Annotated in this window: 15 protein-coding genes; 7 read left to right on the forward strand and 8 right to left on the reverse strand. The window is 70.1% G+C overall.

Annotation, left to right across the window (positions count from 1 at the left end; genetic code table 11):
- On the forward strand, nucleotides 1–1,880 hold a 1,880-nt coding region (gene lnt / locus ACT6S0_RS19725; protein ID WP_444765486.1), incomplete at its 5' end, for an apolipoprotein N-acyltransferase.
- A gap of 58 nt (nucleotides 1,881–1,938) precedes the next feature.
- On the opposite strand, the gene ACT6S0_RS19730 is transcribed toward lnt, so the two are convergent.
- Genes ACT6S0_RS19730 through ACT6S0_RS19750 form a run of 5 tightly spaced genes read right to left on the reverse strand, consistent with a single transcriptional unit; the run spans nucleotide 1,939 to nucleotide 5,270 of the window.
- Complete coding sequence (locus ACT6S0_RS19730; RefSeq protein WP_444765487.1) at nucleotides 1,939–2,322, reverse strand: DUF6463 family protein; 384 nt, start codon at nucleotides 2,320–2,322, stop codon at nucleotides 1,939–1,941.
- On the reverse strand, nucleotides 2,319–2,834 hold the full coding sequence (locus tag ACT6S0_RS19735; RefSeq protein ID WP_444765488.1) for a DUF2867 domain-containing protein: 516 nt from the start codon (nucleotides 2,832–2,834) through the stop codon (nucleotides 2,319–2,321). Before ACT6S0_RS19735 ends, ACT6S0_RS19730 begins: the two co-directional genes overlap by 4 nt.
- Nucleotides 2,831–4,126 (reverse strand): ABC1 kinase family protein, encoded by a 1,296-nt coding sequence (locus ACT6S0_RS19740; protein WP_444765489.1) that lies wholly within the window; start codon nucleotides 4,124–4,126, stop codon nucleotides 2,831–2,833. The genes ACT6S0_RS19735 and ACT6S0_RS19740 overlap by 4 nt, the downstream gene beginning before the upstream one ends.
- A complete protein-coding gene (locus tag ACT6S0_RS19745) occupies nucleotides 4,123–4,539 on the reverse strand; it encodes a hypothetical protein (protein ID WP_444765490.1) in 417 nt (138 codons plus the stop codon). Before ACT6S0_RS19745 ends, ACT6S0_RS19740 begins: the two co-directional genes overlap by 4 nt.
- Nucleotides 4,536–5,270 (reverse strand): TetR/AcrR family transcriptional regulator, encoded by a 735-nt coding sequence (locus tag ACT6S0_RS19750; protein WP_444765491.1) that lies wholly within the window; start codon nucleotides 5,268–5,270, stop codon nucleotides 4,536–4,538. Before ACT6S0_RS19750 ends, ACT6S0_RS19745 begins: the two co-directional genes overlap by 4 nt.
- 242 nt (nucleotides 5,271–5,512) lie before the next feature.
- On the opposite strand from ACT6S0_RS19750, the gene ACT6S0_RS19755 reads away from it, so the two are divergent.
- On the forward strand, nucleotides 5,513–7,081 hold the full coding sequence (locus tag ACT6S0_RS19755) for a flavin monoamine oxidase family protein (RefSeq protein WP_444765492.1): 1,569 nt from the start codon (nucleotides 5,513–5,515) through the stop codon (nucleotides 7,079–7,081).
- A gap of 12 nt (nucleotides 7,082–7,093) precedes the next feature.
- Here the strand turns inward: ACT6S0_RS19755 and ACT6S0_RS19760 are convergent, their stop codons facing one another.
- From ACT6S0_RS19760 to ACT6S0_RS19770, 3 genes are all read right to left on the reverse strand, one after another.
- The gene (locus tag ACT6S0_RS19760) at nucleotides 7,094–8,146 is read right to left on the reverse strand and encodes a 2-oxoacid:ferredoxin oxidoreductase subunit beta (protein ID WP_444765493.1); all 1,053 of its coding nucleotides are present in this window, start codon (nucleotides 8,144–8,146) and stop codon (nucleotides 7,094–7,096) included.
- Nucleotides 8,143–9,978 (reverse strand): 2-oxoacid:acceptor oxidoreductase subunit alpha, encoded by a 1,836-nt coding sequence (locus ACT6S0_RS19765; RefSeq protein ID WP_444765494.1) that lies wholly within the window; start codon nucleotides 9,976–9,978, stop codon nucleotides 8,143–8,145. The genes ACT6S0_RS19760 and ACT6S0_RS19765 overlap by 4 nt, the downstream gene beginning before the upstream one ends.
- Before the next feature lie 76 nt (nucleotides 9,979–10,054).
- Nucleotides 10,055–11,833: an FAD-dependent oxidoreductase gene (locus tag ACT6S0_RS19770; RefSeq protein ID WP_444765495.1), complete on the reverse strand. Its 1,779-nt coding sequence runs from the start codon at nucleotides 11,831–11,833 to the stop codon at nucleotides 10,055–10,057.
- A 97-nt stretch (nucleotides 11,834–11,930) separates the two neighbouring features.
- Between ACT6S0_RS19770 and ACT6S0_RS19775 the strand changes: the two genes are divergently transcribed.
- From ACT6S0_RS19775 to ACT6S0_RS19795, 5 genes are all read left to right on the forward strand, one after another.
- Nucleotides 11,931–12,917 (forward strand): KpsF/GutQ family sugar-phosphate isomerase, encoded by a 987-nt coding sequence (locus ACT6S0_RS19775; protein ID WP_444765496.1) that lies wholly within the window; start codon nucleotides 11,931–11,933, stop codon nucleotides 12,915–12,917.
- Complete coding sequence (locus tag ACT6S0_RS19780) at nucleotides 12,917–13,492, forward strand: KdsC family phosphatase (protein WP_444765497.1); 576 nt, start codon at nucleotides 12,917–12,919, stop codon at nucleotides 13,490–13,492. The genes ACT6S0_RS19775 and ACT6S0_RS19780 overlap by 1 nt, the downstream gene beginning before the upstream one ends.
- The gene (lptC, locus tag ACT6S0_RS19785; protein WP_444765498.1) at nucleotides 13,489–14,145 is read left to right on the forward strand and encodes an LPS export ABC transporter periplasmic protein LptC; all 657 of its coding nucleotides are present in this window, start codon (nucleotides 13,489–13,491) and stop codon (nucleotides 14,143–14,145) included. Before ACT6S0_RS19780 ends, lptC begins: the two co-directional genes overlap by 4 nt.
- Nucleotides 14,142–14,915: an SDR family oxidoreductase gene (locus tag ACT6S0_RS19790; RefSeq protein ID WP_444765499.1), complete on the forward strand. Its 774-nt coding sequence runs from the start codon at nucleotides 14,142–14,144 to the stop codon at nucleotides 14,913–14,915. The genes lptC and ACT6S0_RS19790 overlap by 4 nt, the downstream gene beginning before the upstream one ends.
- Before the next feature lie 224 nt (nucleotides 14,916–15,139).
- Entirely contained in the window at nucleotides 15,140–17,443 is a 2,304-nt protein-coding gene (locus tag ACT6S0_RS19795) for a carbohydrate binding family 9 domain-containing protein (RefSeq protein WP_444765500.1), read from the forward strand.
- Nucleotides 17,444–17,568 lie beyond the last annotated feature (125 nt).

Consider the following 17,568-nt stretch of genomic DNA (forward strand, 5'->3'; position numbering starts at 1 on the left):
ACGCAGGGCTGCGCGCGGTGGCCGCCCCACTCGCGCTGGCAGCTGTCGGCCCGCTGCTGCTGGCCGGCTACGGCCTGGTCGCGCTGCAGCCCGAGCCGCCCGCTGCGGACCGGCCATTGCGCATGGGGCTGGTGCAATCCAACCTCACTGACTATGAGCGCCTGCGCCGCGAGCGGGGCGCCGAGGCCGTCGTGCGCGAGGTGCTCGACATCCACTTCGCGATGAGCTTCGACGCCGTCGAGCGCCAGCAGGTGGACGCGGTGCTGTGGTCCGAGACGGTCTACCCGACCAGCTTCGGCCAGCCCAAGAGCCAGGCCGGCGCCGAGCTGGACGCCGAGATCGGGGCGACCATCGACGCCGCCGGCGTGCCCTTCGTCTTCGGCACCTACGACCGCGACGCGGATGGCGAGTACAACGCCGCCGCCTTTGTCTCGCCCGGCACCGGCCTGCTGGGCATGTACCGCAAGACCCGGCTCTTCCCGTTCACGGAATACCTGCCCGCCTGGCTGGACACGCCGACCGTGCGGCGCTGGCTGCCCGGTGCGGGCGCCTGGCGGCCGGGCAGCGGCGCACGCGTCATGCCGCTGCGCGTGTCCGGGGGGCGGGACGTGCCGGTGCTGCCGCTGATCTGCCTGGACGACACCGACCCGGGCCTGGCCATCGCCGGCGCACGCCTGGGGGCGCAGCTCATCCTGACGATGTCCAACGACTCATGGTTCAGCGCCCACGCCCAAGGTGCCGCGCTGCACCAGGCCGTCGCGGCCTTCCGCAGCATCGAGACGCGCCTGCCGCAGTTCCGCGTCACGACCAACGGCTACAGCGCCGTCATTGCTGCCAACGGCGACGTCATCGCCGGTACGCGCATGGGCGAGCGCACCCTCGTCATCGGCGATCTGCCGGTGCGCGACCCGGCACCCACGCTGATGGTCCGCTGGGGTGACTGGGTCGGGCGTGCGGCGGCCGGCTTGCTCGTCGGGCTGGCCCTGCTGCCGGTGCTGCGCCGCTGGGTGGGTGGGGTGCCTGCCGATACGCCGGCAGCGCTGCCGGCCCAACTGCTCGTGCTGCCGCGCGCCGCGCGCGGGGTGGCCGGCCTGCTGCGCCTGCTCTCGCGTGGCGGTGCCTTGGCGATCGGCGCGGCCGCGCTGTGGGGCGATGGCGCGCTGCAAACGAACACACTCGCCTTGCTGCGCATGTTCACGGCGGTATGCCTGATCCCCGAGGCAGCGACCTGGGCCTTGCTGCGCGTCTGCACGGCGCGGCCCACGTTGGCGGATGGCCGGCTGGTGCTGACACGCGGCGCGCGGCGGCTGGACATCCCGCTGCAAGACATCGCCGCCGTCGAACCCTGGCGCCTGCCCCTGCCCGGCCCGGGCGCGTCGCTGCGGATGAAATCAGGCAAGACCTGGCCCCACGGACTGGCGCTGCGCGACCCCTGGGCCCTGGCTCGCGCACTCGGCGCCCCCGTGCAGGAGCGGCCGCGACAGCGGGCCTGGTGGGCCCAGGCCCGCTGTCGCGCAGAACTGCCACCCAGCCGCCTCGCACGGCCCGCGTTCAAGTTCATGCTGCTGCCCCTGCTGCTGGCCATGCCGGCCTTCCAGCTGCACCAGAAGATCGCCTACGGCAGCGCCCTCGGCGAGTTCTACAGCTTCGGGCTGGGCGCCTACCTGACGGGCTTTGGCCTGTGGTGGGCGGCGTGGATTGCCGGCGTGGTGCTGTGTGCGGCGGCGCTACGGGCGGTGATCGAGTTGGGGACGTTCACGGCCGCGCTGGTACGCCCTCAGCAAGCGATGGTGTCGCGCGCCTGGCTGGAGCGGCTGGGGCTGGCCGCGTTGTATCTGGGCTTGCCGGCTTGGTTGCTGTTGAGGGCCTTGGCCAGTTGATGCCGCAGCGGCGGTTGCCGCGGTCCGCTGCCGTCAGATGGTCCTGCTGCTGGTCTTGTCATCCCTGCACGCGTGTGCCTGTGGGCCTGCGCAACAGTCCCCAGGCTGCAGGCAGGGCGAGCCAGAAGCCGGACATCGGCATCAGCAGCAGGCCGAGGATGGTGAGGGCCAGGATGCCCCAGCCCAGCACCCGCAGTTCTACCCACGCCGCGCGCCGCTCGGCCGACCAGACCTGCCAGCCCACCAAGGCCAGTGGCCCGCCAAAGAGCATGAACCAGGTGACTGCACCGGCCATGGCGTCTGAGCCCACTGAGTTGAACAGGCCACGCTCGAGCATGCCGCTGAGCACCGGCGCAAAGACAACCAAGCCAAAGACGGTGTGAATGACGGCCACCAACATCAGCCAAGGGCCGATCCAGGGGCGACGCGCGGTGAAGGTCATGATGACTCCGGTTGGCCGACCCGACGCAGGACGGCGGGTGCGATGAGGTGGTGCATCGGTGCCACGGGCAGCATGTAGAGACGCCCGAGCAGGCCGTGGATGTGGACGACGGTGGTGAGCGTGACCACACCGCCCGCCTGGTGCACCGACAAGGTCACATCCAGGTGGCGGTCGCGGTCGCCGAGCAGCACCTCGTCGGGATGCTGCTCGAACAGCGTGAAGATGCCGACGCGGTCCCCCACACCGTAGGCGCTGGCGCTTCGGTCGGGCGGCAACGCGGCCATGTCCCCCAGGTTCTTGAGCCCGAACGGGCGCACCAGACGATTGCGCAGACGCATGCAGGACTCGACCCAGGCGGGCGTGGCACGCGCAGCGCGCAGGAACTGCTCCAGCGGCGTGAGCTCGGGTCGGGCAGCAAGGACCGCCCAGGCGTCGTGAAAGTAGGCGCCAGGCAGCAGCGCCCTGATGCGTGCGCCCGGCGGCGGGCTGCTCGGCTGAGGCTCGGGCTTCATGCGGCAGCGCTCCCGAGTGAACCGGTGTGCACCCGGGCACCCAGCCGACGCAGCAGTTCGGTCAGGCCGATGTGGCTGCGATCAAAGAAGGGCATCTCAGGCGGGATGCGGTGGAGGTGGCGCGTGACGACCTCCCGGCGGACGGCGCGGCCGGCTTGCAGTGACGGCGGCAGCAGATGGTGGGCAAAGTCGAAAACCGGCTCGCGCCAGGGCAGGATCTGCCAGTCGAGCAGCGGACGCAGCGCCGGCAGCAGCTCGGTGCGGAAGCGGGCCAGGCTCAGGTCCGGGGACAGCAGGCCCATGGCCAGGTAGGCCTTGAACAGGTCCTCGGACTGCCCGGCCGCGTGGGCCGCCCAGGCCGCTTGCAGGCCGGCGCAAAAGCCCTCGCCCAGGGCCAGGGTGCGGCCGAAATCAAGCAGACCCAGGCGCCCTTGCGGCATGAAGAGGTAGTTGCCCGGGTGGGGATCGGCCTGGATGCGGCGCAGCTGGCGCACGCCATGCCAGAACTGGTCGAACAAGAGCTGGCCGAAGTGGTCTCGCTCAGCCTGCGACGGCGCGGTGTTCAGCCAGGCGTCCAGGTGCAGGCCGTCCAGCAGGCTCAGGCTGAGGACGCGGGCGCCGGACAGCTCATGGCGCACGCGGGGCAGCACAAGATGGGGGTGGTTGGTGTGGGCGCGGAACCAGTCCAGCTCGGCCGCTTCGCGCCGGTAGTCCAGCTCCTCGAGCACCTTGAGTTCGATGTCGTCCAAGGTGCTGCCCACCACCCCGGGGCTGGGTAGTCCCAATCCCGGCGTGCCGAGCAGGCCGCGCAGCAAGCGCAGGTCGCTGCGAACGGCTGCGGCCATGCCGGGGTATTGCAGCTTGACAGCCAGGCGCTCGCCGTCGAAGGCGCGGGCCCGGTGCACCTGGCCCAGGCTGGCAGCGGCAAAGGCTTGCGGCTCGAACTCGGCAAAGTGCTCCTGCGGCGCGCCGCCCAGCTCCTGGCGCAGCAACTGGATGACATGCGCGCGGTTGAGCGCCGGTGTGGCCTGGTGGTGGCCCTGGGCCAGGCGCTCGCGCAGTCCCTCGGGCAGCACGCCCAGGTCCAGGCTCAGCAGCTGCGCCGCCTTCAGGCCCGTGCCCTTGAGTTGGTCGAGGGCCTTGAAGAGGATGTCGCCCAGTTGCGTTTGATGGGCCTGCTCGTCAGGCGCGGCACCCAGGCGGCGCCTGGCGTCGTGCAGCAGCTGGGCGGAGCCCAGACGCAGGGCCGCACCGGCGGCGACGCTGCTGCGGGAAAGACGGCCGGTTTTCATGCCTTGAACCAGCCCCACAGGTGGGTCAGCCCGAAGCCCAGGCAGACCGCCGATGACCACCCAACGAAGGGCGTGAGCTGCGCTGGCGCCAGCCAGGCCAGAGGCAGTGGCGCCAAGCCTCGCAGAACATAGACCGCCGTCACGACCAAGAGCGCCGGGCGCATCCACGGCAGGCCCCGCAGCGCCGGCGCCAAGCCGCTGGCACCCCAGGCATAGCCGGCCGCGACAAAGAGCACGACGGCAATGCCCAGCGTCGTCAAGGCCGGTGCCCAGTGGCCAGCCTCGGCCGCCCGCGCGAAGCCCTCGCCGGCCCCGAAGAAGCGATACCAGCTGGCGCCGCCCACGATGATGGCCAGGTGCAGCAAGGCGGCCGCAAAGCTGAGCGCGCCGCCGATGGCAAAGCCGATGTTCATGCGCGGCCCCCCTTCAGCCCGGCCTTGAGCAGACCGAGGGCCTGCACCAGGGCCGGCCCCTGCTCCAACCAGCGCCCCATCTGGCTGCGCAGCACCAGCCCGCCCAGGGCGAGCAGCTTGTTCACGAGGCCGGTCTGCAACACCAGCACGAGCAGGTCCAGGCTGTGATCGACGAGCTGCGTGGTGTCGCCAGCGTGTTCGGACTCATCGCGCAGCCAGAAGGCGATCAGGCCATAGCAGTAGTCCACCATCAACGTGCCCACGGCGCCCTTGAAGCCGCAGGCTGCGATCTCGCCGGCATCCTCGGCCTGACTCAGCATCTGCTCCACGGCCAGGGCCAGCGCGGCACGCCCAGGCAGGCCGGCATCGGCCACCAGCAGCGGCGTGCTGTGCAGCACGCGCCGCGCAATGCCGACAAAGGCGCGATCCGGCGCCAGCTGGGCCAGCAGCGCGTCGACCAGCAGTTGCAAGCGCTCGCGCAAGGTGAACGTGGCCTCATCCGGCGTGGCCTGCCATTGCGCAATGGCACCCAGTGCCACGGCCTCAAAGTAGCCGAGCAGCAGCCGCTCTTTGCTGGCGAAGTAGTTGTAGACGGTCACGTCACCCACGCCGGCTTCGCGGGCGATCTGCTTGAGCGTCGTGGCCTCGTAGCCCTGCGCGCTCATCAGCTTGACGGCCGCGCGCAGGATCTGCTCGCGGTACTTGGCTTGCTGGATTTTGCTGGTGCGCATTGTGAATTGACTATATTTTAATTGTGCTAACAATGCAATTTAAATAAAGTCGATATGGATCCTAGGTCCGCAAAGCCCGCCTAAAACGCGGCCGGGTTTGCGGCGATTGGCCTGGCCTGGCCGACGCACCGTCAAGCGCCCGCAGCCTCCGCGCATCCCGTCACTTCGGCAACCGCGCCCTTGTGCACCAAGGCCCTCCGATATGCTCCCGCCCCAGTTGTACATACAAGTGGAGCATTGCCATGACGACCTATGACATCGTCATCGCCGGCGGCGGCGTTTCCGGCCTGTATTGCGCGCTGCGCCTGGCCGACGCCGGCCACCGCATCCTCGTGCTGGAGGTGTCGGCCGACCGCTGGGGCGGGCGCATCGAGACCGAGGACATGGACGGCTTCACAGCCGAGTACGGGCCGATGCGCTTCGAGCCGACGCTGCAGCCGCGCTTTGCGGCCCTGTGCGCGGAGCTGGGCGTCGGGCTGGTCGACTTCTTCGGGCCCTCGGCCGACCAGGCCGGCACCGACGATCTGGACCTGCCCGAGGCCGAGCGCGGGCTGAATTCGCTGCAGCTGCTCAAGCGCGGGATCATGCTCATCATGGGCCGCGACCCGCAGGACCAGGCCTGGATCGATGCCCTCACCGAGGCCGACTACATGCGCCTGCGCAAGCACGCCCAGCTGCACGGCCAGCCGCTGTGGGACATGGGCTTCTGGAACGCGCTGTCGGCGCAGGGGGTGCTGAGCCACCGCGCGCTGGTCAAGCTGCGCGACACCGGAACCTTCTATCACATGATTCCGGAGAACCTGAACGCGGCCGAGTGGATCATCTGGTGGCTGCGTGCGCTCAAGACGGTGGGCCAGCAGCTGGCCAGCATCGAGGGGGGCTCGGCCAAGCTTACGGACGGGCTGCTGGCCCGGCTGCGCGGCCACGCGAACGTGACGCTGGCCGGCGGCCACAGGCTGATGGGCGTGCGCCCGGTGGAACTGGGCAAGCCGACGCTATCGCTCGACGTGGCCACGCAGAACGGCGCCGTCACGTTGCGGGCCGAGCGCCTGATCTTGGCGCTGCCGCGGCTGCCGCTGCTCAAGCTGACGCGCCACCTGCCCGAGCACATCGCCGCGCAGCTCGACAGCGTCAACGGCTTCCCGATGCTCAAGGTCTTCTTCGTCTGCAACACGCCCTGGTGGAGCTACGGCCAGCCGCCGCAGCAGTACGCCAACTGCATGCCGACGCGCGAGATCCACTACTTCCGCCGCCCGCCCGGCGCCGACGCGGACGGCCATGGCATGGTGCTGCTCTACATGGACCGGCCCTCGACCGAGTTCTGGCGCCACTACGTGATCGACGGCGACCGGCACGACCGCGCCGAGGTGGACCAGAACGCGCGCATCGTCGACGCCTTCGCCCTTTTCGTCGCGCGCGATGTGAAGCGCTCGGCAGAGTCGAGCGCCGAGTCCGCCCTGAAGCTGACCGACAACGCCCGACGCATCTTCGGCGGCCTGAGCCTGGCCGAGACGGCGGGCTATATCCGCAACTCCATCATCACCTACGGCATCCGCGACTGGGCGCGCGCGCCCTATGGCGCCGCCAACCACGGCTGGCAGCCGGGCGTGCGCTCCTGGAAGGTGATGGACGCCTTCAAGGCCTTCGACTTCGGCAGCGGCGCGCGCAACCTGCACATCGTCGGCGAGGCCTATTCGGACTACCAGGGCTTCATCGAGGGCGCGTTGAACAGCGCGGAGCTAGCGCTGGCGACGATTGCAGCCAAGCCGAGGGACGAGGCGGCCGAGGAGCCGAGCCTGGGTCTGTCCTGAGCCGCAGAGAGCTCATCTGAGGCCGGCGTTGATTTTCTGCAGGGCGGCAGCGCCAGGACAGAGCTCGGCTTCGGCCAGCGCGTTGAGCGGCCAGGCGGCCGTGCGCTGCGCTGCATGCCAGTCCTTGGCGGCAGGGTCGACATACAGCAGGCCGGTGGCAATCTCGCCGGCCGCCGCGCGCAGCTGCATCGCGTGCATCGCGCCGAGGCGGTCGGCGGGGTCGTAGGCGGCGTCCATCCGGCGCAGACGCAGCGTGCTGCCATCGGCCTGCGGCACGTCGATGACGTCGGGCGACTGCTCGACGACCTGCTCGGTGGCCAGGTCGATGAAGTCGATGCGGTTGAGCGCCTCGTTGTGCTCGCGCACATGGTCATAACTGCGTGTCGAGCCGGCATGGTTGTTGAAGGCCACGCAGGGGCTGATGACGTCGATGAAGGCGGCGCCGCCGTGGCGCATGGCGGCTTCGATCAGGGGCACGAGCTGGGCCTTGTCGCCCGAGAAGCTGCGCGCCACAAAGGTGGCGCCGAGCTGCAGGGCCAGTGCCGCGAGGTCGATGGCGGCGTCGTTGTTGGTGGCGCCCTTCTTGGCCACCGAGCCCTTGTCGGCCGTGGCGCTGAACTGGCCCTTGGTGAGGCCGTAGACGCCGTTGTTCTCGACGATGTAGACCATGCGCACGCCGCGTCGCATGGCATGCGCGAACTGGCCCAGGCCGATGGAGGCGGAGTCGCCGTCACCGGAGATGCCAAGGTAGAGCAGCTCGCGGTTGGCCAAGTAGGCACCGGTCAGCACGCTGGGCATGCGGCCATGCACGGTGTTGAAGCCGTGGCTGGCGCCGAGGAAGTAGTCGGGCGTCTTGCTCGAGCAGCCGATGCCGCTGAGCTTGGCGACACGGTGCGGGGCGATGTCGAGCTGCCAGCAGGCCTGCACGATGGCGCTGGAGATGGAATCATGGCCGCAGCCGGCGCACAGCGTCGAGACCTTGCCTTCGTAGTCGCGGCGCGTGTAGCCCACGGCGTTGCGGGTCAGGCTGGGATGGTGCAGCCTGGGTTTGGCGAGGTAGGTCATGCGGCGCTCCTCGGCGCGGTGGCGAGCGCATGTACATGCCGCGTGATCGCGTCGGCAATGAAACGCGCCGTGATCGGCGTGCCGTCGAAGTGCAGCACCGGCGTGAGCTGCCTGGGCGCCACCTCCAGCTCGTTGACGAGCATGCGGCGCATCTGCGCGTCGCGGTTCTGCTCGACGACAAAGACGGCGGCGTGGGCGGCAATGAACTCGGCGACGGACGGCGGGAAGGGATAGGCGCGCAGGCGCATCGCGTCGATGTGGATGCCCGCCTCGGCCAGCGCGGCCAGCGCCTCGTCCATGGCCGGCGCGGTGGAGCCGAAGTAGAGGACGCCGACACTGGTCTTCTGCGCCGCAGCGCGCACCAGCGGTTGCGGCGCCAGCAGCGCGGCGGTGGCGAACTTGGCGCGCAGGCGCTCGACGTTGCGCACGTAGTCGTCGCCGCGCTCGGAGTAGATGGCCTGCTCGTTGCGCGTGGTGCCGCGCGTGAAGTAGGCGCCTTTGCTGGCGTGGGTGCCGGGCAGCGTGCGCCAGGGGATGCCGTCGCCGTCCACATCCTTGTAGCGGGCGAAATCCTTGCCGGCTTCGAGCTGCTCGGCGCTCATGACCTTGCCACGGTCGTAGCGGCGCTCGTCGTTCCATTCCAGCGGCGCGCACAGGCGCTGGTTCATGCCGATGTCGAGGTCGCTCATCAGGAAGATCGGTGTCTGAAGCCGCTCGGCCAGGTCCAGCGCTTCGGCGGCGAACTCGAAGCATTCGCGCGGGTCCTCGGGCAGCAGCAGCACATGCTGGGTGTCGCCGTGCGAGGCGTAGGCGCTGCTCAGCAGGTCGGCCTGCTGTGTGCGCGTGGGCATGCCGGTGCTGGGGCCGCCGCGCTGCACGGCGATGACGACGAAGGGGATCTCGGCGAAATAGGCCAGGCCGAGGAATTCGGTCATCAGCGACACGCCAGGGCCCGAAGTGCACGTGAACGCGCGTGCGCCGTTCCAGCCGGCGCCGGTGATGATGCCGATGGAGGCGATCTCGTCCTCGGCCTGCACGATGGCATAGCGCTTCTCGCCGGTCGCGGGGTCGGTGCGGAACTTCACCGCGTATTTCTCGAACGCCTCGGCCACCGACGAGGACGGCGTGATCGGGTACCAGGCGCAGACGGTGGCGCCGCCGTAAATGCAGCCCAGCGCCGTGGCCGCGTTGCCTTCCAGGAAGACCCTGTCGCCGACCGCATCGGCCGGCTTCACGCGCAGGCCAAAGGGCTGCACCGACAGGTGGTCGCGCGCGAACTCGCGGCCGGCGTGCAGCGCGCGCACGTTGGAGTCCAGCAGCCTCTCCTTGCCCTTGTACTGCTCGGCGAAGAGCTTCTCGATGACCGCGGCCGCGATGCCCATCAGCTCGCTCAAGGCGCCCAGCACGAGGATGTTCTTGAACAGCGTGCGCTCGCGCGGCACGTCGTAGGTGGCGTTGCAGATGGCCGTGGCCGGCATGCCGATGACGTGGATGTCGGGGCGGAATGCGCTGGCCGGCATCGGCTTGGTGCTGTCGTAGAACAGGTAGCCGCCCGGCTGGATCTCGGCCAGGTCCTGGGCCCAGGTCTGCGGGTTCATCGCCACCATCAGGTCCACGCCGCCGCGCCGGCCCAGCCAGCCGGCCTCGCAGACGCGCACCTCGTACCAGGTCGGCAGGCCCTGGATGTTGCTCGGGAAGATGTTGCGCGGGCTGACCGGCACGCCGATGCGCAGGATGGCGCGGGCGAACAACTCGTTGGCGGACGCCGAACCCGAGCCGTTGACGTTGGCGAACTTGACGACGAAGTCGTTGACGGCTTCGATGCGGCTCATGCGGCCTCCCGACGGGCCGCCCCGAGGGAGGCCGAGCCCCCTCGGGGGGCAGTGCGCGAAGCGCGCGTGGGGGTCGTCATACAGCCTCCTTGCGCGTCGCGTGGTCGCGGCAGGCCGCGCCCGCCTTGGCCGTGACGAGCAGGAACTTCTGCATGTCCCAGGCCCCCGTCGGACAGCGCTCGGCACACAGCCCGCAGTGCAGGCAGACGTCCTCGTCCTTGGCCATGATGCGACCCGTCTTCAGCCCGCCTTCGACGTAGATGTCCTGCATGAAGTTCAGCGCCGGCGCGTTCAGGCGTTCACGCAGGTCGTCGCCGTTGTCGGTGAAGGTGATGCAGTCCATCGGGCAGATGTCCACGCAGGCGTCGCACTCGATGCACAGCCTGGGCGCGAACACCGTCTGCACGTCACAGTTCAGGCAGCGCTGGGCTTCCTTGAACGCAGTGGCGGCGTCAAAGCCGAGCTCGACCTCGACCTTGATGCTGGCCAGCGCGACCTCGGCAGCCGTCCACGGCACCTTGCTGCGCAGGTCGTTGGTGATGGCGTTGTCGTAGCTCCACTCGTGGATGCCCATCTTCTGGGACACGAGGTTGACATGCGGCGGCGGGCGCTGCGTGACGGGCTCGCCATGCAGCAGGCGGTCGATGCTGACGGCGGCCTCATGGCCATGGGCCACGGCCGTGATGATGTTCTTGGGGCCGAAGGCCGCGTCGCCGCCGAAGAAGACATGAGGAAGCGAGGACTGGAAGGTCTTCACGTCAAGCACCGGCAGGCCGTCGCCGCCGAAGGCGATGCCAGCGTCGCGTTCTATCCACGGGAAGCTGTTTTCCTGGCCGACGGCGATCAGCACCTCGTCGCAGGGGATGACGATCTCTTCACCCGTCTGTGCCGTCTTGAAGCGCATGCCGGTCAGCCTGCCGTCGACATGCTCGAAGGCCAGCGGCACATGGAAGTCGAGGATGGGGATGCCTTCATGCTCGGCGTCTTCCTTCTCCCAGGGCGAGGCCTTCATCTGCGCATAGCCGCTGCGCACGGCGACGGTCACCGACGAGGCGCCCAACCGACGTGCGGAGCGGCAGCAGTCCATCGCCGTGTTGCCGCCGCCCAGCACGATGACGCGCGGCGCCACGGCAGTCACATGGCCGAAGGAGACGCTGGCCAGCCAGTCGATGCCGATATGGATCTGCTCGGCGGCCTCCTGCCGCCCCGGCAGGGCCAGGTCACGCCCGCGCGGCGCGCCGCAGCCGACAAAGACCGCGTCAAAGCCCTCGCCCAGCAGCGCCTTCATCGAGGCGATGCGCTCGCCGGCGCGCCACTGGACACCCAGGCCGAGGATGTAGCCGCACTCTTCGTCGATGACGCGCTCCGGCAGCCTGAAGCGCGGGATCTGCGTACGGATGAAGCCGCCGGGCTTGGCTTCGCCGTCGAAGACGGTGACGGCGTAGCCCTCCAAGGCCAGGTCCCGCGCGACCGCCAGCGACGCCGGCCCGGCGCCCACGCAGGCCACCCGCTTGCCCTTGCGCGCGGCGGCCTTGGGGATCATGGCGCGGAACTCGTCGCTCTTGTTGTCCGCCGCCACGCGCTTGAGGCGGCAGATCGCGACCGGCTCGGGCTTGGCCGCCTGCTTCTCTTCCACCCGGCCGCGCCGGCAAGCGGGCTCGCAGGGCCGGTCACAGGTGCGCCCGAGCACGCCGGGGAAGACGTTGCTCACCCAGTTGACCCAATAGGCCTCGTCATGTCGTCCTTGGGCGATGAGCCGGATGTACTCCGGCACGGGCGTGTGCGCGGGGCAGGCCCACTGGCAATCGACGACCTTGTGGAAATAGGCCGAGTCTGAGATGTCGGTTCTCTGCACGGTGTCTCCTGCCGTGTTGTGAGGCCAGTCTAGGACTGCGGCTGCCACGCCGGTCGCGTGGAAACCCGCCCAGCAGGCCCTTGTCTACACTGGCCGCATGAGTTCTTCAGTGATTGCCGCTGAGCGCGCCGTGCGCATTGGCCGCCAGGCGCTCGAGGTCGAGGCCCGCGCCCTGGCGGAGCTGGCGCCGCGCCTGGGTGCTGCCTTCGCCCAAGCCATGCAGACGGTGCTGGCCTGCCACGGCCGCGTCGCCGTGATGGGCATGGGCAAGAGCGGCCATGTGGGCCGCAAGATCGCCGCGACGCTGGCCTCCACCGGCACGCCGGCCCTGTTCGTGCACCCGGCCGAGGCGGCGCATGGCGACCTCGGCATGGTCACCGGCGGCGATGTCGTGCTGGCTCTGTCCAATTCGGGCGAGAGCGACGAGCTCAACGCCATCCTGCCGGTCCTCAAGCGCCTGGGCATCCCGGTCATCGCGATGACCGGTCGGGCCGAGTCCAGCCTTGCCGCCCATGCCGACGTCGTGCTCGACAGCGCCGTGGCCGAGGAAGCCTGCCCGCTGCAGCTGGCGCCCACCGCCAGCACGACGGCGCAGATGGCGCTGGGCGATGCGCTGGCCGTGGCCCTGCTGGACGCGCGTGGTTTCAAGGCCGAGGACTTCGCGCGCTCGCACCCCGGCGGCGCACTGGGCCGCAAGCTGCTCACGCACGTTCACGACCTGATGCGCTCGGGCGACGCGCTGCCGCGCGTGGCGGCCGATACCGGCTTCACCGACCTGATGCGCGAGATGAGCGCCAAGGCCCTGGGCATGGCCGTGATCGTCGACAACGACGATCACGTTCTTGGCATCTTTACGGACGGCGACCTGCGCCGCCTCGTCGAGCAGGGCCGCGACCTGCGTGGCCTCACCGCCGCCGAGGTCGCCCATGCCAAGCCGCGCACGGTCGGCGCCGACGCGCTGGCCGTGGACGCGGCCGACCTGATGGAAGCCGCGCGCATCACCGTCGTCCTGGTGGTCGACGCCGATCAGCGGCTGCTCGGCGCCATCAGCATCAACGACCTGATGCGGGCCAAGGTGATCTGATGGCCGCGCTCGACTTTCCTCCCGAACTTCTCATCCGGGCGCAAGGCGAAGGCCTGGCGATCAAGCTCGCGATCTTCGACGTCGACGGCGTGCTGACCGATGGCCGCATCTACATCAGCGAGCGGGGTGAAGAGTTCAAAGCCTTCAGCACGCTGGACGGCCACGGGCTGAAATCGCTGCAGCAGGTGGGCATCACGCCGGTCATCATCACCGGCCGGGACAGCCCGGCCGTGCGCCGCCGCGTGGCGGACCTGGATCTGCAGCATGCGGTCTACGGCGTGCGCGACAAGCTGGCCGCCGCCGAGCCGCTGCTGGCGCAACTCGGCGCGAGCTGGGGTGAGGTGGCCGTCATGGGCGACGACTGGCCCGACCTGCCGCTGATGGCGCGCGCCGGCTTTGCCTGCGCACCACCCGGCGCCCATGCCGAGGTGCTGGCCATCGCCCACCACGTGACGCGCGCCGCGGGCGGCCACGGCGCCGCGCGGGAGTGTTGCGACGTGCTGCTGATGGCCGCCGGCCACTACGAACGCCTGCTGCACGCCCACCACGCGACGCTGGACGGGGGCAAGGCTTGAGCACCACGCTGCCGGCGCCTGCGCCGCGCCGCCATCAGCCCCGCGCCTGGCTGTGGCGCCTGCAGAGCCTGGTCTCCAACTACCTGCCGCTGCTGCTGATGGCGTTTCTCGCCAGCGGCACCTGGTGGCTGGTCAAGAACACACCGCTGCTGGATGAACCGGGCGAGCTCGCGCCGCCCCGCCACATTCCCGACTACCGCATGGCCAACTTCGAGATCCAGCGTATCGGCGCCGATGGCCGGCTCAACGTGCAGGTGGCCGGGTCCGAGCTGCGCCACTACCCAGACACCGACACCGTCGAGATCGACCAGGTGCGCGTGCGCGCCATCGCGCCGGACGGCAGCCTGGCCATCGCCGAGGCCAGGCGTGCCCTCAGCAATGGCGACGGCAGCGACATGCAGTTGATCGGCGACGTCCATGTGCGCCGCCTGCCGCCCGGCGCGGGCGAGAACGCGCTGGCACAGATGGAAATGCGCGGCGATTTCGTGCAGGCGCTGTCCAACAGCGAAATCCTGCGCTCCCACCTGCCCGTCACCATCCGCCAGGGCGGCTCGACGCTGGTTGCCCAGAACTTCGAGTACCGCCACCTGACCGGGCAAGTGACGTTCACCGGCAGGGCGCAGGGCCAGATCATCTCCAAACCGTCCCGATGAGCGCACTCGTCTTCATCACCGGCGCCTCCAGCGGCATCGGGCAGGCGCTGGCGCTGCGCTACTACCGCGACGGCGCCCGGCTGGCGCTGGTGGCACGCCGCACCGCCGACGTCGAGCGCTGGGCGGCCGAGCAGCAGCTGGACGCGGCTCGCTTCAGGATCTACGGCGCCGACGTGGCCGACCTGGACGCGATGGCGCGCACCGGCCGCGAGTGCATCGCCGCCCAGGGCCTGCCCGACGTGGTCATTGCCAATGCCGGCATCAGCATCGGCATGGACACGGCGCACTTCGACGACCTGGACGTCATGCGCCGCACCTTCGCGACCAACAACGTCGGCCTGGCCGCGACCTTCCATCCCTTTGTCGCCGCGATGATGGCGCGCCGCTCGGGCACCCTGGTTGGCATCGCCAGCGTGGCGGCCATCCGCGGGCTGCCAGGGCATGGCGCCTATTGCGCCAGCAAGTCGGCGGTCGTCGCCTATTGCGAAAGCCTGCGCGGTGAATGCCGGCCCTTCGGCGTGCGTGTCGTCACGCTGCTGCCGGGCTACATCGACACGCCGCTGACGCGCGGCAACCGCTATTCCATGCCCTTTCTGATGCCGGTCGACGAGTTTGCCGACCGGGCCGTGCGCAGCATCCAGGCCCAGGTCAGCTACCGCGTCATCCCGTGGCAGATGGGCGTGCTGGCCAAGCTGCTGCGGCTGCTGCCCAACTGGCTCTACGACCGCGCGCTGAGCGGCCGGGCGCGCAAGAAGCGCGCAACGGGGTAGCCAGCGCGTCAAGGGCGTGGCTACACTGCGCGCCTTCGAACCGAGAGCTGGCCCGATGGGCAGCCAAGGAGGACATCATGGCCAAGGTGCTTCACCCCTGCTGAGACCGCGCGCTGAGAGCCTTTAGCGCCGCCTGCCTGCTGCCGCCCCGTCTGCACTGACGGCGCCAGCCCATCGATGCCCGCGGCCGCCCGTCCAAGGCCGCCGCTCTCGGACCCCCTGTCATGACAATTCGCCTCCTCGGCCTGGGCCTGGGCCTGGGTCTTTGCGCGCTGGCCTTGCCCGCCTGGGCGCACACCGGCCCCGCTATTCCCACCGCGCTGCGCCTGGCCACCGGCGCAACCGCCACGGTGATCGACGGCCGCCTCGACGACCCGGCCTGGCAGCAAGCGCCCGTTTACGAGCGCTTTGCGCAATTCCTGCCCGTCGACAAGCAGCCCGCCCGCTGGCGCACCAGCGTGCAGGTGCTGGTCACCGACGACGCCCTCATCTTCGGCATCCGCGCCTGGGACCCCAAGCCAGGCCGCATCCGCGCGCCGCTGGCCCGGCGCGACCAGGTCAAGGCCGACCAGGACTATGTCGCCGTCTTCATCGACCCGGTCGGCCACCGCCGCACAGCGCAGTTCGTGCGAGTCAGCGCGGCCGGCGCGGTCGAGGACGGCCTGTACGCGGCAGAGGAAGCCCAGGAGGACGCTGCGCCCGACTTCGACCTCGAAGCCGCCGCCACGCGCCTGCCTGACGGCTACAGCGTCGAGCTGCGCTGGCCGCTCGCCGCGCTGCGCTTCCCGCACACGGGCGGCGCGCCCTGGCGCCTCATGGTCGCGCGCAACATCCCGCGCGAGGAACGCACGCTCAATGTCAGCGCTCCCGCGCTCACCAAGGATGCGCTGAGCTTCATCACCGAACTGCAGCCGCTGGAGGGCCTGGGCGACCTCGTCGAGCAGGTGCGCGAACGCAGCTTCATCGCCTTGCGCCCCGAGCTGACGCTGCGCTCGACGCGCCACAGCAGTGACGTGGACGGAGCGCGCCGCGGCCGCAAGGCCTCGCTCGGTGCCGAGTTCAAGTGGCGGCCACGCGCCGACTGGGTGCTGGACGCGATGCTCAACCCTGACTTCTCCCAAGTCGAGTTGGACGAGCCGCAACTGGCCGGCAACACCCGCTTCGCACTGAGCGTGCCGGAGAAGCGCGCCTTCTTCCTCGAAAGCTCGGACGTCGTCGGCCCGACCCAGCCCGACGAATCCGGCGAGAACCGCAGCCTCGCGGCCTTCTACACACGCGCCATCACCGACCCCGACTGGGGACTGCGCGCCACCTGGCGCGGCGCGAGCGCCGAGGCCACGGCCCTGCACCTGCGCGACGCCGGTGGCGGGCCCGTACTGCGCGCCGGCGCGTTTGCGACGCGCGTTGGCACGCAGCCACACGGCTCGCAGGCCGGCTTTGCGCGCGGGCGCATGCAGTTCGGCGGCCTCGGCCTGGCTGGCCTGGTGTCGCGGCGTGACTTCAACCACGGGCGGACGACCCAGGTCGTCGGCAGCGACGGCGTCTGGCGGGCCGGTGACAGCGACCAATGGCGCGGCCACCTGCTGCTGTCGAGCACGACCTTGGGGCTGGATGGGGACGGCAGCGCCCTCCGCATCAAGCGCGAGCGCGGCCACCGTGCATGGCTGGGCTGGCAGCACCGCGACGCGGACTTGATCGCCAACGTCAACGTCGAGGAGATCAGCCCGCGCTTTGCCAACGACAACGGCTTCGTCAACCAGAGCGGTATCCGCCGCGCCTCGGGGCTGGCCTTTGTGCGCCTGGGCCCGCGCGAACTGCTCGTCGCGATGCACGAGAGCGAGGTCACGCTCAAGCTCCAGGAGACGCGCACGCTGGCCGACCCACTGCTGGGTGTAGGCGCCGGCCAGGTCGTTGATCGCCTCATCCAGCCCGGCTTCTGGTTCGCGGCGGCACGCAACACCGGCGTTTGGGGCCATGTCGGCCTGGACAGCCACCGCGCCCGGAACGGCGGCCGCCTGCATGCGACGCGCACCGTGCTGCTGGGGTTCGAATCCAACCCGGGCGAGCTGCTGAACCTCCTCCATGCCGAGGTCGAGTGGGGGCGCCGCCTGGATGTGGACGCCGACCGCGTCGGCCTGGGACTGCAGGCCGAGTTGCAGGCGCAACTGCGCGCGCCGCTGCCCGGCGGGCTGTGGCTGGAGTTCGAGCAGCGCCTGGGCCTGGGCTATGTCGAAGGGCCCGACGGCCGGCGCGCTTTCACCGACCGCAGCGCGCAGAGTTTGGTCGTGCTGCACGTCAGCCCCCGCGATTCGCTGCGGCTGATCCACCAGCAGACCCACTTCAGCCGCCGCGCTGAGCCGGGCCTGAACCTGGACGCGGCGCTCGACACCGGGCGCGTGCTGTCGCTGGTGTTTCAACATCGCATCGGCCTGGCACGCGTCGTCAGCCTGGGGCTGAGCCGGGCTCGCCAGAAGCCGGGTGCCGTGCACGCCCGCGAAGTCTTCGCGAAGGCGACGCTGGGGTATTGAAGCCCCTGGCCCAGCCTCGCCCCGCTGAAGCCGGGCGGGTCGGGCCGGCCCCACGAGGGCCGGCTTGATGAACCGGAGTCGGCCCAAGGTGGCGCACGACGGCCGCTAGGCGCCGCCTGGATGGG

The organism is Roseateles sp. (assembly GCF_052436255.1).
Lineage (GTDB): Bacteria > Pseudomonadota > Gammaproteobacteria > Burkholderiales > Burkholderiaceae_C > Pelomonas.

Bases quoted from the DNA above. Each gene is read 5' to 3' on its own strand.
- ACT6S0_RS19795 (WP_444765500.1), top strand. From the start codon at position 15,140: ATGACAATTCGCCTCCTCGGCCTGGGCCTGGGCCTGGGTCTTTGCGCG.
- ACT6S0_RS19745 (WP_444765490.1), bottom strand. From the start codon at position 4,539: ATGAACATCGGCTTTGCCATCGGCGGCGCGCTCAGCTTTGCGGCCGCC.
- ACT6S0_RS19765 (WP_444765494.1), bottom strand. From the start codon at position 9,978: ATGAGCCGCATCGAAGCCGTCAACGACTTCGTCGTCAAGTTCGCCAAC.
- ACT6S0_RS19790 (WP_444765499.1), top strand. From the start codon at position 14,142: ATGAGCGCACTCGTCTTCATCACCGGCGCCTCCAGCGGCATCGGGCAG.
- ACT6S0_RS19730 (WP_444765487.1), bottom strand. From the start codon at position 2,322: ATGACCTTCACCGCGCGTCGCCCCTGGATCGGCCCTTGGCTGATGTTG.
- ACT6S0_RS19780 (WP_444765497.1), top strand. From the start codon at position 12,917: ATGGCCGCGCTCGACTTTCCTCCCGAACTTCTCATCCGGGCGCAAGGC.
- ACT6S0_RS19755 (WP_444765492.1), top strand. From the start codon at position 5,513: ATGACGACCTATGACATCGTCATCGCCGGCGGCGGCGTTTCCGGCCTG.
- ACT6S0_RS19735 (WP_444765488.1), bottom strand. From the start codon at position 2,834: ATGAAGCCCGAGCCTCAGCCGAGCAGCCCGCCGCCGGGCGCACGCATC.
- ACT6S0_RS19740 (WP_444765489.1), bottom strand. From the start codon at position 4,126: ATGAAAACCGGCCGTCTTTCCCGCAGCAGCGTCGCCGCCGGTGCGGCC.
- ACT6S0_RS19775 (WP_444765496.1), top strand. From the start codon at position 11,931: ATGAGTTCTTCAGTGATTGCCGCTGAGCGCGCCGTGCGCATTGGCCGC.
- ACT6S0_RS19760 (WP_444765493.1), bottom strand. From the start codon at position 8,146: ATGACCTACCTCGCCAAACCCAGGCTGCACCATCCCAGCCTGACCCGC.
- ACT6S0_RS19750 (WP_444765491.1), bottom strand. From the start codon at position 5,270: ATGCGCACCAGCAAAATCCAGCAAGCCAAGTACCGCGAGCAGATCCTG.